This is a genomic window from Paralcaligenes sp. KSB-10, from assembly GCF_021266465.1.
Taxonomy (GTDB): domain Bacteria; phylum Pseudomonadota; class Gammaproteobacteria; order Burkholderiales; family Burkholderiaceae_B.
Genome location: NZ_CP089848.1, coordinates 2117982 through 2133511 on the forward strand (window position 1 = coordinate 2117982; position 15530 = coordinate 2133511).

At 59.4% G+C, this 15530-nt stretch carries 11 protein-coding genes; 4 read left to right on the plus strand and 7 right to left on the minus strand.

The features are described 5' to 3' along the window. Positions 1-40: 40 nt before the first annotated feature. The 4 genes from LSG25_RS09605 to LSG25_RS09620 all read right to left on the minus strand — a co-directional run bounded on the left by LSG25_RS09605 (position 41) and on the right by LSG25_RS09620 (position 4992). On the minus strand, positions 41-814 hold the full coding sequence (locus tag LSG25_RS09605) for an ABC transporter ATP-binding protein (RefSeq protein WP_232744424.1): 774 nt from the start codon (positions 812-814) through the stop codon (positions 41-43). Continuing rightward, complete coding sequence (locus LSG25_RS09610) at positions 811-2640, minus strand: ATP-binding cassette domain-containing protein (protein WP_370635977.1); 1830 nt, start codon at positions 2638-2640, stop codon at positions 811-813. Before LSG25_RS09610 ends, LSG25_RS09605 begins: the two co-directional genes overlap by 4 nt. A gap of 3 nt (positions 2641-2643) precedes the next feature. Further along, positions 2644-3681: a branched-chain amino acid ABC transporter permease gene (locus tag LSG25_RS09615; protein ID WP_232744425.1), complete on the minus strand. Its 1038-nt coding sequence runs from the start codon at positions 3679-3681 to the stop codon at positions 2644-2646. Between the two features lie 141 nt (positions 3682-3822). Next, complete coding sequence (locus tag LSG25_RS09620; protein ID WP_370635978.1) at positions 3823-4992, minus strand: ABC transporter substrate-binding protein; 1170 nt, start codon at positions 4990-4992, stop codon at positions 3823-3825. 611 nt (positions 4993-5603) lie between these two features. Here LSG25_RS09620 and msrB point away from each other — a divergent pair. Genes msrB through LSG25_RS09640 form a run of 4 tightly spaced genes read left to right on the plus strand, consistent with a single transcriptional unit; the run spans position 5604 to position 7637 of the window. After that, positions 5604-5999 (plus strand): peptide-methionine (R)-S-oxide reductase MsrB, encoded by a 396-nt coding sequence (gene msrB / locus LSG25_RS09625; RefSeq protein WP_232744426.1) that lies wholly within the window; start codon positions 5604-5606, stop codon positions 5997-5999. Next, the gene (locus LSG25_RS09630; protein WP_232744427.1) at positions 5996-6586 is read left to right on the plus strand and encodes a septation protein A; all 591 of its coding nucleotides are present in this window, start codon (positions 5996-5998) and stop codon (positions 6584-6586) included. Before msrB ends, LSG25_RS09630 begins: the two co-directional genes overlap by 4 nt. Further along, positions 6586-6846, plus strand: coding sequence for a BolA family transcriptional regulator (locus LSG25_RS09635; protein WP_232744428.1), 261 nt, complete (start codon positions 6586-6588; stop codon positions 6844-6846). Before LSG25_RS09630 ends, LSG25_RS09635 begins: the two co-directional genes overlap by 1 nt. A gap of 14 nt (positions 6847-6860) precedes the next feature. Further along, positions 6861-7637, plus strand: a complete 777-nt coding sequence (locus tag LSG25_RS09640; protein ID WP_232744429.1) for a peptidylprolyl isomerase — start codon at positions 6861-6863, stop codon at positions 7635-7637. A 962-nt stretch (positions 7638-8599) separates the two neighbouring features. Here LSG25_RS09640 and ligA read toward each other — a convergent pair. Genes ligA through smc form a run of 3 tightly spaced genes read right to left on the minus strand, consistent with a single transcriptional unit; the run spans position 8600 to position 15282 of the window. After that, a complete protein-coding gene (gene ligA, locus LSG25_RS09645; protein ID WP_232744430.1) occupies positions 8600-10660 on the minus strand; it encodes an NAD-dependent DNA ligase LigA in 2061 nt (686 codons plus the stop codon). A 20-nt stretch (positions 10661-10680) separates the two neighbouring features. After that, on the minus strand, positions 10681-11715 hold the full coding sequence (locus tag LSG25_RS09650; protein WP_232744431.1) for a cell division protein ZipA C-terminal FtsZ-binding domain-containing protein: 1035 nt from the start codon (positions 11713-11715) through the stop codon (positions 10681-10683). Positions 11716-11757: 42 nt separating this feature from the next. After that, complete coding sequence (gene smc, locus LSG25_RS09655; RefSeq protein ID WP_232744432.1) at positions 11758-15282, minus strand: chromosome segregation protein SMC; 3525 nt, start codon at positions 15280-15282, stop codon at positions 11758-11760. Positions 15283-15530 lie beyond the last annotated feature (248 nt).

The following is a 15530-nucleotide window of genomic DNA, read 5'->3' on the forward strand; positions in this document are numbered from 1 at the left end:
AGGCCCTATCCCAACACGGCCCTTCCGCCGCTTAATTGCCCTACGCCGCCTCGCCCGCAGCCTTCTTGGCATTGCCCAGGCCCAGGTAGCTTTCAATGACGCGAGGATTCCCGATCAGATCGCCGGCGGGCCCTTCAAGCACGATTTCGCCGGTTTCCAGCACATAGCCGTAATCGGCCACTTGCAAGGCCGCGCGGGCGTTTTGTTCGACCAGCAGAATCGACACGCCACCACTGCGCAGGCGGGAAATGATCTGGAAGATTTCCCGCACAATACGCGGCGCCAGACCCAGGCTGGGCTCATCGAGCATCAATAATTGCGGCTGCGCCATCAACGCACGCCCAACGGCAAGCATCTGTCGTTCACCCCCCGACAAGGTACCCGCCTCCTGGGCCTTGCGTTCGCGCAGGCGTGGGAACAAATCGTAGACTTCCTCGATTTTCGCCTTCCATCCCGCCTTGCCGGCACGATATAGCCTGAATCCGCCCAACAACAGATTATCTTCAACCGACATGCTGCCGAACAACTCGCGCCGCTCGGGCACCAGCGACATGCCGCCGGCAACCCGGCGCTCCACCTGCCATGAAGCGACATCGGAACCCAGGTACTGGATCGACCCCGCACAATGGCCGGTCAAAGGCAAAGAACCCATGATGGAATTAAGCAGCGTCGACTTGCCGGCGCCATTACCACCGATAACCGTGACAATACTGCCTCGAGCCACCTTGATATTGGCTCCAGCCACCGCAGTCACCTTGCCATATTTTGCGGCCAGGCCAGTCACCTGCAGAACCGAGGAATCAGTCGTATTCATGCGCTTTCTCCCGCCACGGCGACATCATCGAGAGTCAGCTCATCGTCGATTCCACCCAGATAGGCCTCAAGCACCACAGGATTCTGTTGCACCTCGGCCGGCAAACCTTCCGCCAACTTGACACCGAAATCCATGACAACCAGGTGATCGGTCAGATTCATGACGAAATCCATATCGTGCTCGACCAGCAGAATGCTCATGCCCTCGGACCTGAGCTGATCCAGCACCTTGGCCAGTTCCTGTTTTTCTTTATAGCGCAAGCCGGCGGCCGGCTCGTCGAGCAAAAGCAGCACCGGATCGGCGGCCAGCGCACGTGCAATTTCAAGAATGCGCTGCTGCCCGAGGGCCAGATTGCCCGCCTGTTCATACAGATAATCACCCAGGCCAACGCGCTGCAGCTGCCTGGCGGCTTCATGCAGGAGCTCGGCTTCGCCCTTGCGCTCGAGATGCAGGGCGGACGCCAGCACGCCGATATCACTGCGCAAATGCGCACCCAGGGCGACGTTTTCGAGCACCGTCATGGTAGGCAGCAATTGAACATGTTGAAAAGTACGGCCCACGCCCAGCTTGGCAATTTCACGAGACCGCAGCTGGTCGAGCCTGTGGCCCATGAAATTGACCTTGCCGGCGGTCAGAGGCAGCACACCGGTGATCAGGTTGAAGGTCGTGCTTTTGCCCGCCCCATTCGGCCCGATCAAACCCATGATCTCACCGGCCCGCAGCGAAAAGCTGATGTTATTGACGGCAACCAGGCCGCCGAACTCTTTCCGCACCGAATCGACCTCGAGCACCAGCGAACCTTGTTGCGGCCGCGCGCGCTGCATGAGCGCCGGCGCTTCGGGCGGCGCGGCCACGCGGCGGCGCTGCGTCTTGCTGGTGAGTCCATCCCACCATGATGCCAACATGGGCCAGACCCCGTTGCGGGCATACTGCAGCACCAGAATCATCAGGACACCGAAAACAATAAGCTCGAAATTGGCGCTGGTATTGAGAATATGCGGCAGCACATTCTGGATCTGGTCCTTGAGAACCAGGATCAGGCCTGAACCCAGGACTGCGCCCCAGACGCTGCCGGCCCCGCCCACCACGGCCATGAACAGATATTCGATGCCATAGTTCAAGCCAAACGGGCTGGGGCTGACGGCCCGCTGCATATGCGCGTACAGCCAGCCCGAAAGACAGGCCAGCAATGCGGCGTACACAAAGATAATGACTTTGTAGGACGCCATATTGATACCGAATGACTCCGCCATTCCTCCGCCGCTTCTAAGCGCCCTGATGGCGCGGCCAGGCCGCGAATCCAGCAGATTGCGCGTGGCCCACATGGACAACAGCACAATGATCCAGATCAAATAATAGATATACCGGCCGCTTCCGAGCGAAATGCCGAAGAATTTGATGGGAGCAATGCCGGCGATCCCGTCGTATTGGCCCAGAAACTCCAGATTGCCGAACAGGTAATAAAGCGACAAGCACCAGGCTATCGTGCCCAGCGGCAAATAATGCCCCGAAAGCCGCAGGGTAATCGCCCCGAGGACATAAGCGATAATAAAAGTCAGGATCAAACCCACCAGCAGGGCCAGCCACGGCGACACGGCCATGGCCGTGGTCAGCCATGCCGTCGTATAAGCGCCTATGCCCACGAACGCCGCTTGGCCAAACGAGGTAAGCCCGCCCACTCCCGTCAGCAACAGCAAACCCAAGACAACCAGGCTGGCCAGGCCGATGTAGTTGAGCTGGGTGATCCAGAATTCGGGGGTACTGGACAAGGCCGGCAAAATCGCCAGTACCAGCAAGACCACAAAAAGCACAAGACGGTTCAGCATGGCTTATTCCTCCTCGTCCACATGGTGCGCGCTGAACGAGCGCCACATCAACACAGGAATAATCAGCGTAAACACGAAAACCTCTTTATAGGCGCTCGCCCAGAACGACGAGAATGCTTCAAGAATGCCGACGAACAACGCTCCCGCCGCCGCAAGCGGATAGCTGACCAGCCCGCCGAAGATGGCGGCCACAAAGCCCTTCAGGCCTATCAGGAACCCGGTGTCGTAATAAATGGTGGTAACCGGCGCAATCAGCATGCCCGACAGGGCTCCGATAGCGGCGGCCAAGGTAAAGGTAAGCGTGCCGGACATATTGGTGCTGATGCCCACCAGGCGGGCACCGCGACGATTCACCGCGGTGGCGCGCAAGGCGCGCCCGTACAGCGTTTTACCGAAAAATATCCACAAAGCCAGGATCAGCGCAACACAGGTGCCCAGCACGAAAAAGGTCTGCGCCGACCAGGTGACTGCGCCCAGATGCACATCGCCTGTCATGAAAGGCGGCGTACGCCAGCCTTCGGCACCAAAAAAAACCAGGGCCAGGCCCGTCATGGCGAAATGCACCGCCACCGAAATAATCAGCAGCACCAGCACGCTGGCTTCCGCGACCGGCTGATACACCAGCCGATACATCATCGGCCCAAGGGGAACGACCAGGGCCATCGCAAAAATAACGTTGATCCACAGCGGCGTTGTGGTGCTTGCAATAAATGGTGCCGCAAAATACAGCGCCACGGGCAGTGCCACCGACCACGCCAGCGTTTTGGGCAGGCCGCTCCAGTCGCGGCTGCGCAAGGCGGCGAGCAGTTCCACCACAAACACCAGAATACCTATGATGACCAGCAAATTGACAGTGCCCGGGACTTTGCCATTGACCAGAAAGGCCAGTGTCAGGGCGCCGAAGGCCACGAACTCTCCCTGAGGTATGAAAATAGCGCGCGTCACCACGAACACCAGCACCAGCGCCAGCCCCAGCAAGGCATAGATTGCGCCGTTTACCACGCCGTCCTGCAGCAATATCAGTACTATCGTCAGATCCATCTAGGACAACACCATATCTCGGGGTTTGAAAATGCGCCTACGCCGCCCTGCGGCGTAGGCAATAAATACCGGCCGCGAGGGCCGGTACTCGTACGAACAGCATACTTTCGGGCCGACGCGAATCCGGCCGCGCAAAGTCGATTACAGATCGGGCTGGTAGACCCATTTCCCGTTGACCACTTTCACCATGACGCGGGCACGCTTGTCGAAGCCGGCGTGATCGGTCGGGCTCATGTTGAACACGCCTTGCGACGCCGCCAGATTCTTGGTTTGTTCGATAGCATCGCGCAAGGCCGAGCGGAATGCCTCGGTGCCCGGCTTCGCTCCGGTCTTGAGCGCCAGAGGAATCGCCGTGGAAATCAACTTGCCGGCATCCCACATATGGCCGCCGAACGTATTCATGGTGCCGGCGCCGTACTTGGCGTTATAGAGCTTTTCGTAAGCCAGCGCGGTTTTCTTGACCGGATTGCTGTCGGGCAACTGGTCAGCCACCAGCAATGGGCCGGCCGGCAGGATCATGCCGTCGCAATCCTTGCCGCAGACACGCAGGACATCGTTGTTGGCCGATCCGTGGGTCTGATAAATGATGCCCTTGTAGCCACGGCTCTTGAGTTCGCGCACCGGCAAGGCGGTAGGCGTACCCGAACCGGCAATGAGAATGGCATCGGGCTTGGCGGCGATCAGCTTCAACGCCTGACCGGTTACGCTGGTGTCGGTGCGGCCGTATTTTTCAACCGCGGACATCTTGATGCCTTTTTCCTTGGCCGCGGCCGTCATGACATTGAGCCAGCCATCGCCATAGGTGTCAGAAAAACCGATGAAGCCCAGGGTTTTGATATGCTGCTTGGCCATGGCATCGGCCAGGGCCGATGCCATCAGTTGGTCGTTTTGCGGAGTCTTGAAAACCCATTTGCGGGCGCCTTCAACCGGCTCGACAATCTTGGCGTTGGCCGCCACAGAGATCATTGGAGTCTTGGTTTCGCCCGCCACATCGACCATGGCCATGGAACTGGGAGTCACCGACGAGCCCACCACGACATCGACCTTGTCGTCGGTAATCAGTTTGCGCATGTTCTTGACAGCACGAGTCGTGTCAGTTCCGTCGTCGAGGACTATGTATTCGATTTTCTGGCCGGCAACTTCCGTAGGCAGCAAGGCCACCGTATTGCGTTCGGGGATGCCCAGAGATGCCGCCGGGCCTGTGCTGGCAACCGTGATGCCTACCTTGATCTGCGCCGAGGCGATTAAAGGCAGGGCAAGGGCAACAGCGCCGACCAAAGCCGAAAGCCGGAATGACTGACTAATGTTCATCTTTGTCTCCAAGGCAAAACACAGTGCCGACCCGGCACTCTCGTTTAAACCAAAAGTTATACACAAAATAGGTGGTACTGGAAATTAACGTATCAAATTTACCCTACAAAAAAGCCTGGGCCTTCAAATAGTTTAAGCTTATAGCATTTTACGATAGGTTTTAAATTATCGACAAAAATAGATACAAAGTCTTTTAGGGGATTCCCTGCATAGGCCCCATACAGTGTGTTGGGAAACCAGGCCCTGGAAATTAATTAGTAATTGTCTAATTAATTTGTAACTATCTAATCATAAAGCGATTATCGATAATAATCGCCGCGAAGTCTTTAAGGGGAATCCCTGAATGACTGCCTTTCCAGCGATCTTGAGCCGGTCCCGCGCCGGGATTTCGCATAAATGCCCGGCATCTTCCGCAACGATGGAAGGCCGCGCATCGGAGAGTAAAAAATAATCGGCAAGCCTGCGGCAATCGCGGGAACATCCGTGACATTTAAAAGTCGATTAACATGACGGATGTAAAGATCAAGCCAGATACAGGCCGCCGATACAGGCGAGGCCGCGGGCCATGGCCCGGCAATGCCGTATCGGAACACGATGCAGGAGCATCCACAATGAACAAAGTACGCAAAACCGACGCCGAATGGCGTGCGCAGCTAAGCCCCGAAGAATACCAGGTGGCCCGCCAGAAAAGTACAGAGCGTCCTTTCACCGGAAGGTATTGGGATACGACCGAGCCCGGAATATACCGTTGCGTGGGCTGCGGCACCCCCCTGTTCGCCTCCGACACGAAATTCGACGCGGGCTGCGGCTGGCCCAGCTATTTCGCGGCACTGGATCCGGCCGCGGTGCGCGAAGAACGCGACACCACCCTGGGCATGGTGCGCACCGAAATCCTGTGCAATATATGCGATTCGCACCTGGGCCACGTTTTCCCCGACGGCCCCCCGCCCACCGGCCTGCGCTATTGCCTCAATTCACTGTCTCTCAAGTTTGAACCTGCCGAATGAAGAAATTCCTGTTTGACCTGTTCCCGCTGATCCTGTTTTTCCTGGCGTTCAAGTTTGCCGATATCTTCACCGCAACCGCCGTCGCCATCGCGGCCGGAATAGCCCAATTCATCTGGCTCAAAGTCACCGGCAAAACCATTGAAGCCACTCACTGGATCAACTTGTCCGTGATCCTGGTATTTGGCGGCGCCACCCTGTTCTTCCATAACGATGTCTTCATCCGCTGGAAGCCTACCGTGCTGTACTGGCTGTTCGGGGGCATCCTGCTGGTGGGGAAATGGGTATTCAAACGCAATCTGATCCGCAAGGTCCTTGGCACCCAGATCGATATGCCCGAAGCCATCTGGGATAGGCTCAACCTGAGCTGGGCCGGCTTTTTCGCGGCATCGGGCGCCCTTAACCTGTATGTGGCGTTTTCCGGCAGGTTCACCGAATCGCAATGGGTCAATTTCAAGGTATTCGGGCTCATGGCCCTGCTGCTGGTATTCGTGATTGCCCAGTCTCTCTGGCTAAGCCGGTACATGAAAGAAGAACTCACCCAGGCACAGGCGCTGCCCGGTCCCGGGGAACCAAAGGAACCGGGCTGATGTCTATAGAACGTACGGAATTGATTCGGGAACGCCTCGCACCGCTCGAGCCCGCCAAACTCGAGATCATCGACGAATCCCACCTGCACGCCGGGCACGAGGGCAGCAAGGGGGGGGCAAGTCATTACCGGATCATTATTTCTTCCAGGCAATTTAATGGCCTGGCACTACTTGCCCGCCATCGGCTCGTGTATGATCGCCTCCAAGATTTAATCCCCTACCCCATTCATGCACTGGCAATCGTTGCCAGCACAACCTAAATAAAAGGAATTACATGAAACGACTCGCCGTATTTGCAGCAGCATGTGTTATTGCCGTTCCCGTTTATGCACAAAACATCGCCACCGTAAATGGCCAGGCCATCACACAGAGCAACCTGGATCAATTTGTTTCCCTGATGGTCAGCCAGGGCGCCAAAGACTCGCCCGAGCTGCGCGCACAGGTCAAACAGGAAATGATCAATCGCCTGGTCGCCGTACAGGCTGCCGAAAAAGCAGGCATCGACAAGCAGGCCGCGGTCAAGCAGGAACTTGAACTGGCTCGCCAGAGCATCCTGGTGCGTGCCCTTATGGCCGATTACGTTAAAGGCCATCCCATCACCGATGCCCAGGTACAAACGGAATACGACCAGATCAAGAAAGAACAGGCCGGCAAAGAAGAGTACAAGCTGCGCCACATCCTGGTCAAAGACGAGAAAACCGCCGAAGACCTGACCGCCAAAATCAAAAGCAAAAAAATCACTTTTGATGCGGCGGCCAAGAAAAACTCCATCGACCCTGGCAGTGGCAAAAAAGGCGGAGAACTCGGCTGGGGCCCGGCAACCAACTATGTACCCGAATTCGCCAAGGCTGTCGAAAGCCTGAAGAAAGGCCAAATGACCGACAAGCCGGTGCAAACTCAGTTTGGCTGGCACATCATCGAAGTGGAAGACACTCGGCCCGTGAAATTCCCCGAACTGAAAGACGTCAAGTCGCAAATCGAGGAAATGCTGCACCAGCAAGCCCTGGCCAGCTATCAGCAAGGCCTGCTGAAATCGGCCACCGTCAAATAAGCTGACCCGAACCAGGGGCGGGCCTCATGCCCGCCCGCGCGGGGCGATACATTAGGGCATTTCCGGTTAAAGTGTTTACGGTCGCTGAACGTGTTTCAGCGGCCGTTGTTTTGAGCCGTTCGTTCAGGTTTTAGCTTATTACTTTGCACTTTGGGCGGTAGTTCTATAAAGACGCCGCAGGGTGGGCGGTGCTGTGTAGTCCGGCACGTCCAGCGGTCGTGGCGCTACGCGCCCCGACTGCCCGGGTCTGCCTCGTCCAGGCGGGCGTCGGGCCAACTCGCAGTGCCTCGCGTGCGAGGCACTGCTCAAACAGGGCCCGCCGAAAGCCCCCGCCTTCCCTTCGTCAGCACCCGGCGCTGGACTACCGCCGGACTACACAGCACCGCCCACCCTGCGGCTTGCGTTGAGGCAATGCACCGAGGTATACATTGGGGAAGCCCCGTTTAGCCAATCACAGGCTACGTTGAAGCGTCGGACGCATAGTAAATCCAGGGTTTGGCACATCGTGGTGTAGTGGCCACGTGATAGAGGGCATGAGTGCGGGCACGTTAACGGTTCTAGGGGTGCAGGCCCATTAACGGTGGGCGCAAGCACGTTGATTCCAGGCATGCCATTACGCGAGCCGTCTATCGGGGCTTGGGGTCAGGACCGGCGTAAGGCGTGCGCCGGATGCTACCGTAGGGAAGGCGGGGGCTTTCGGCGGGCCCTGTTTGAACGCAGCCGCGCCAGCGGCGTAGTGAGTTGGCCCGACGCCCGCCTGGACGAGGTAGATCCGGATCAAGCACGCCGTGCCGGTCCTGACCCCAAGCCCCGATAGATGGCGTCTTCAAATACCAATACCCATCCACCACCGAATGCCACAAACAGAATGCCGCAAACAACTCGACCCAAAAATGCGCTAAGGATAAGGGCGAGCCTGGTGCCCCCCTTATCCTTATCGATTACAACACGCAATAACCAAATCAGCCCAGCAAGGCGATCAGGCCTGCTTCGTCGATGACAGTAACGCCCAACTCCCTGGCCTTGACCAGCTTGCTGCCGGCATCGTCGCCGGCCACCAGATAGCTGGTTTTTTTGGAAACCGAGCCGCTCACCTTGCCCCCGGCCGCCAATATGCGGCGTGTCGCATCGTCGCGCGACCAGGTAGGCAAAGCGCCGGTAAGCACCAGGGTTTTGCCGCTCAGGCGCTGACCCGTCGGCTGCTCGGCCGCCTGAGGCCTTACCCCGGCGGCAACCAGTGCCTGGACAATTTCGCGATTATGCGCTTCGGCAAAAAAACGCAGGATCGAATGCGCCACGACGGGTCCCACGTCGTTGACCGTCAGCAGGCTGTCTTCATCAGCGGCCATGATCGCCTCCATAGAGCCGAAATGGCGAGCCACATCGCGAGCCGTGGTTTCCCCCACATGCCGGATACCCAGGGCAAACAAAAGCCGCCCCAAGGCCGGGGTACGGGCTTTTCCGATGGCCTGCACCAGATTTTCAGCCGACTTCCGCCCCATGCGCTCGTACTGGGCCAGTTCATCGGCATCAAGGGAAAACAGATCCGCCAGCGACTTGATGCGGCCGCTGTCCACCAGTTGATCCACCAGCTTCTCGCCCAGGCCTTCAATATCGAGGGCCTTACGGCCCGCGGCATGAATAACGCTCTGTTTGCGTTGGGCCGCGCAGAACAAGCCACCGGTACAGCGCGATATGGCTTCATCTTCGGGGCGTTCGATGGCCGAGCCGCATACCGGACAGACCTTGGGCATGACAAACAGGGTCGTCCCGGCCGGACGCAGCTCTGGAACCGGCCCCACCACTTCGGGAATCACATCGCCGGCACGGCGCACAATGACCGTGTCGCCCACCCGCACATCCTTGCGGCGCACTTCATCTTCGTTGTGCAGGGTGGCATTGGTTACCGTCACGCCGCCCACGAATACCGGCTTCAATCGCGCCACGGGCGTTATGGCCCCGGTGCGTCCCACCTGCACTTCAATGCCCAGCAACGTCGTGGTTTCTTCCTGGGCCGGAAACTTATGCGCGATGGCAAAACGCGGCGCGCGGGCCACATGGCCAAGCACTTCCTGGGCTTCGAGCGCGTTGACTTTGTACACGACTCCGTCGATGTCGAAGGGCAGGTCGACACGCCGCCGGCCAACCTCGGCGTAAAACCCGAGCAAGCCCGCGGCGCCTTTGAGCACTTGCCTGGACTGATTCACGGGCAGGCCCAATTGCTCGAACCAGCTCAGCATTTCCGCGTGAGTCGCCTTGGGGGCCGTTGCGGCACGCGCCGCGCCATCGAACAGTTGGGCCTGAGCGCGCCGCATGCCCTGTATGTCACCCCAGCCATAGGCAAAAAAACGCAAGGGCCGCGTGGCGGTAATGCGCGGATCGAGTTGACGCAGGCTCCCCGCCGCCGCATTGCGGGGATTGACAAAAACCTTCTCGCCGCGCTCTTGCTGCGCGAGGTTCAGTCGTTCGAAATCCTTGCGGTTGATAAGCACTTCGCCGCGCACTTCGAGCACATCGGGATAATCACCCCCCAGCTTCAGTGGAACGGAACGCAGGGTGCGGATATTGCTGGTGACATCTTCACCAGTCCGGCCGTCGCCGCGAGTGGCCGCCTGTACAAGGCGCCCTTGCTCGTAGCGCAAGCTGATGGCCAGGCCATCGAACTTGAACTCCGCCACATACTCCACCAGTCCGTCGGCATCCAGCAGGCCCGATTCGCGCAAAGTATCGCTGACTCGCTTGTCGAAGGCCTGCACGTCTTCCGGCGCAAACGCATTACCCAGGGAAAGCATGGGCACGGCATGCCGCACCGTCGTAAAAGCGGACAAGGGTGCGCCGCCGACCCGTTGAGACGGCGACTCGGGTATGACCAGTTCAGGATGAGCCTGCTCGATGGCGAGCAGTTCGGCCATCAGGCGGTCGTACTCGGCGTCGGAAACAATCGGCGCATCGAGTACATAATAACGACGATTATGTTGCGCTATCGTTTGACGCAGTGTTTCGAGTTCCTGTTGTATTGTCATGATTGAGCCAGATTCGGCCGTCACGAAAACACCCTGACCGTGCGCTCCGCGCCGGCCGGAAAGCCTGCTTGCTCAAGCTTGCGGTACATCTCGAGCAACTGTTCGTCGATGGCGTGGTCGGAGCCTTCGGCCACCGGCCGCCCCTGATCGTCGACCAACACCGCGTGCAAACGGCCGGACAAGTCGCGGCCCACGCTTACCATACGGCTGAATGCCTGCTCGTCGGCCGGGCTATTGGGCAAATCGAGCAGCAAATCGATCCGGTCCACACCGGCCGATTGAACCTCGTCGGCATGCACGCCATCGAACAACAGCGTAAAACGGGGTACACCGGACTCGGACATCCAGGCCAGTTGTTTGCCGTGCACCAAAAACCCGGCATCCTTTACCACCTGAACCACTTGAGGAACAGGCTTGGTGCCGCCCAGACGCAGGGCCAGGCCGACCTGGGCATCAAGGCCCGCGCAAAGCTCGTCGAGCTGTTTGGCGCGCGCCATGACCAGGGCCTGTTCGGGCCCTTCCACCGAACCATCGAACCGCTCGGCCAGGCTTTGTGCAATCGTCCACAAGTGCGACCATTCGATATCGCTCAGAGGCCCCCCGCGATTGGCCAGCAGCACGGCCAATTGCATGGACGCATAGGACTCCCCGGGGCGCAGGCGCGCCCGGTGCCCGCCCGCGTCGCACTCGGCAAAAATACGCACGGGCTTGTTGCCTACTCTGCGTATCGCCTGAATCGCCGCATAGAGCTGATCGCTGGGCACAGCCTGATGAAAATTGATATCGATTACGACTTCGCAGGTCGGGTCGACCTCGGCCTCGTCATCGGGCGGGGTGTCGTGGACAGGCTCATCGTTGACTGTATGCAGGCCGAAACCCGGTTCGCGGCGTCCGGCGGCCTGCGCCGCTCCTCCCATCAGGGGATCCGCCTCGGTTTCAGGAAAATGCTCTTGCATTTTTTGCCGGACGCGGCGGTCTTGCCACCAGTTGAACACCACCACGACCAGGATCAGCACCACGCCCAGGGAGATCAGTCCGATTTGCAAATCACTCATTTTTAGCCCCGTCGCCACACTTTACGTTAACCACCAGCACCGTTATACCTCAGCCAACTGTAGAGCCGATTCGATATCCACGGCAACAATTCGGGAAACACCCTGCTCCTGCATAGTCACACCCACCAGCTGTTTCGCCATTTGCATGGCAATTTTATTGTGGGAAATAAATAAAAACTGGGTTTGTTCGCTCATGTTACTAACCAGATTGGCATAGCGTTCGGTGTTTGCGTCGTCGAGCGGCGCATCGACCTCATCGAGCAGGCAAAATGGGGCCGGATTGAGCTTGAACAAGGCGAATACCAGCGCGGTGGCCGTGAGGGCTTTTTCGCCGCCCGACAGCAGATGGATCGTGCTGTTGCGCTTGCCCGGCGGCTGAGCCATGACCTGTACCCCGGCGTCGAGGATTTCGTCGCCTGTAATCGAAAGCCGGGCCTCGCCGCCGCCGAACAGGCGCGGAAACAGCTCGCCGAAATGGGTGTTGACCGTATTGAAGGTTTCCTGCAGCAGTTCCCGGGTTTCACGATCGATTTTGCGGATGGCGTCTTCGAGCGTTTCAATGGCGGTCTGCAGATCCTGGTACTGCGAATCGAGAAAGCTCTTGCGCTCGCGCGAGGCGGTGAGCTCGTCGAGCGCCGCCAGGTTGACCGAACCCAGGCTTTCGACCTGGCGCGAAATCCTCTGCACCTCGGACTGCAGCCAATTGGGCCGCCGCCACTCTTCGGAGCGGTCGGCCAGGCTGGCCCGTAATTGCTCGCGATCGACCTCTTGCGCATCGAGCTGCTCGGCAAACTGTTCAAGCGACAACCGCGCTGCCTGTTCCTGCAACTGCAATTCGGTAATGCGCGCACGCAGCGGCTCGAGCGAGCGCTCGAGTGTTACCCGCTCTTCATCGGCGGTGCGCAGCAAGGCCGCCAGATTATCCAGTTCGATACGCGCAAGATTCAAGGCTTCTTCGCGTCCGGCGCGCTGTTCCAGCGCTTCCTGCAAGCCGGCCTGAGATGCGGACGCATCCAGCTCGAAGAGTTCGCCCTGCAGGCCTTCGAGTTCGTCCGAGGCGCGTCGCGACTGGTCCGCCGCCAACTGCAAATTACGCTTGAGATCGGCAATGCGTGTCTGCAATGCGCGCTCGGCGAACTCGGACTCCTGCACGGCGCGTTCCAGTTCGCGCAGGTGCTGGCGCGCCTGATCGGCCTGGCGCGCCAGATCTTCACCGGACATTTCGGCATCGGAAAATGCCGATTGATGTTCGCCCAATTCGACATCCAGCGTTTCAAAGCGCGCTTCGGCCTCTTCTTTGCCGGCGCGCAGCTCTTCCTGCTGCAAAGCGATTTCGGCCAAATCTTCGCGGATGCGCGCCGCGCGCTCGCCTGACTGCTGCGCAAGCTGCTGCAGACGGGAGTGTTCGAGTTGTACATCGTGCAGGCGCCGGGTCAGTTCGGCGACGCGCAGCCGGGCCGGAGCCATGGCTTGCGAAACCTGCTGCCAGGCCGTTTCGGCGCGCGCCACGGCATTCAGGGCCTGGTCGGCGATCAATTGCCGGGCCTTGATTTCACGCTGCAGGTTCTCGATTTCCTGCTGCCGCGCCAGCATGCCGGCCTGCTCGGAATCAGGCGCATAGAACCGGACGCTGTGGCAATCGATGAGATGCCCCTCTTTCACCACATAAACGCCACCCTGGGGCAAATCGGCGCGCTGCGACAGGCACTTGTGCAAATCGCTGCCCACGTACACGTCGCGCAGCCAGTCGTGAAGCAGCGTGCGTAAATCGGGATCGGTGATGCGCAGCAAGGACGCCAGCGGCGTCAGCCCCGAAACGGCGGCCGGGCCGGGCGCCGCGGGCGGCACTTGGTAAAACGCCAGGCGCGCCGGCGGCGCATCGGCGGCAAACGCCCGCGCATGCTCGAGCTGGCGCACTTCGAGCGCGGCCATGCGCTCGCGCAGCACAGCTTCAAGCGCCGTTTCCCAGCCCGATTCAATTTGCAGCTTCTGCCACAAGCGCCCCAGGCTGGACAGCTCGTGCTTGGCCAGCCAGGGCTGCAGCGCCCCCTGCCCCTGCACGTCTTCCTGCAATTTGCTGAGCGCCGCCTGACGCGCCTCGAGCCGCGCCAGGCCCTGGGTTTCTTCGCGGGATGCGGCATGTGCCGCGCCGCGCGCTTCGTCGAGTTCGGGCAGACGCTCTTCAAGCTCCAGCAATTGGGCCTGCGCTTCCTGTACCTGCTCGTCCATGACCCTGTGCTCGCCCGCCAGTTGCTCGAGCTTTGCCGGGTCGGGGGCATTGAGTTCGCGCATTTCCTGGGTCAGGCGCTCGTGACGCAGCTCGAGGGCCTGCAGCTGGCGATCCGCGTCGCGCTGAGTCTGGGCCGCCAGGGCCAGGCTTTGCTCGACCCGCGCCAGCACGCTGCGCATTTCATCGCGCGAGGCCGCCGCTCCGCGTACCCGCGACTCGATTTCAGGCAGATGTTCCTGTGCTTCGTCGACCCGGGCCCGAGCCTCTTCGGTACGCACGGCATTCGATTCAAGGTCGGCCTCGGCCTGGGCGATCTGTTCAGAGCAATGAGTCTGCTGGTCGCCCCACTCCTGGATTTGCTCCTGCAACTGTATACGGCGCGACTGCAGACGATTGCGCGAATCGACCACATGGCGTATTTCGGCCTCGAGCCGGCTGACCTGGGCGCCCGCTTCGAACAACAGGCCCTGGGCCGCGTGGACGGCGTCTCCGGCCGCATAGTGGGCCTGGCGGCGCGATTCGAGCGCCGACTCGCCGGCCCTCAAACCTGCCAGCGCCGCGTCGAGTTCGGTTTGCGCCTGCGCAATCGCCAGCAATTTCTTCTGTTTGTCGGCATCGGCGCTTTCTTCCTTCAGCAGCCACAAAGCATATTGCTTCTGTTCGCCCTCTTCCTGCAGAGCGCGATATTGCTGCGCCACCTCGGCCTGAGTTTCGAGTTTTTCAAGCTGCGAACCCAGTTCGCGCATGATGTCGTCGACGCGAGTCAGGTTTTCACGAGTGTCGCCGAGGCGGTTTTCGGTTTCGCGGCGCCGCTCTTTGTAACGCGATACGCCGGCGGCCTCTTCCAGGAAAACCCGTAATTCTTCAGGCCGCGCCTCGATCAGGCGATTGATCATGCCCTGGCCGATAATGGCGTAACCCCGGGTGCCCAGCCCTGTGCCCAGGAAAATGTCGTGGATATCGCGCCGGCGCACCTGCTGGCCGTTGACGAAATAGCTGCTGGTGCCGTCGCGCGTCAGGACCCGCCGTACGGCAATTTCGGCATAAGTGCCCCATTGCCCGGCCACACGCCCTTCGGAATTGTCGAACACCAGCTCGACCGAGGCTCTGGCCGACGGCTTGCGATTGCCCGAGCCGTTGAAAATGACGTCCTGCATGGATTCGCCACGCAATTCCGACGCCTTGGACTCACCCAGCACCCAGCGTACGGCATCGATAATATTCGACTTGCCGCAACCGTTGGGACCCACCACTCCAACCAATTGGCTGGGCGTGGGAATGGTTGTCGGCTCGACAAAGGATTTAAAACCGGCAAGTTTAATCTGGGTCAAACGCACAATAGACGAGGCACAAAAAAAGACCGATGGGACCGCAACACATTACTGCCTCTGTGCGGCTATGAAAACGGCCCAGGAACCGGGCCGAAAATCCAGACATGCAACTGTTCCGTATGATAACGCACCCGCGAATTGATCCGCAGCTAAATAGCGGCCAGCGGCACAAAATCCGAACCGAATCAGGCGCTAACGCTATACTCGCTAACAATTTTTGTAGTTTGATTTCATTTTTTTTGAAATTTGGCATA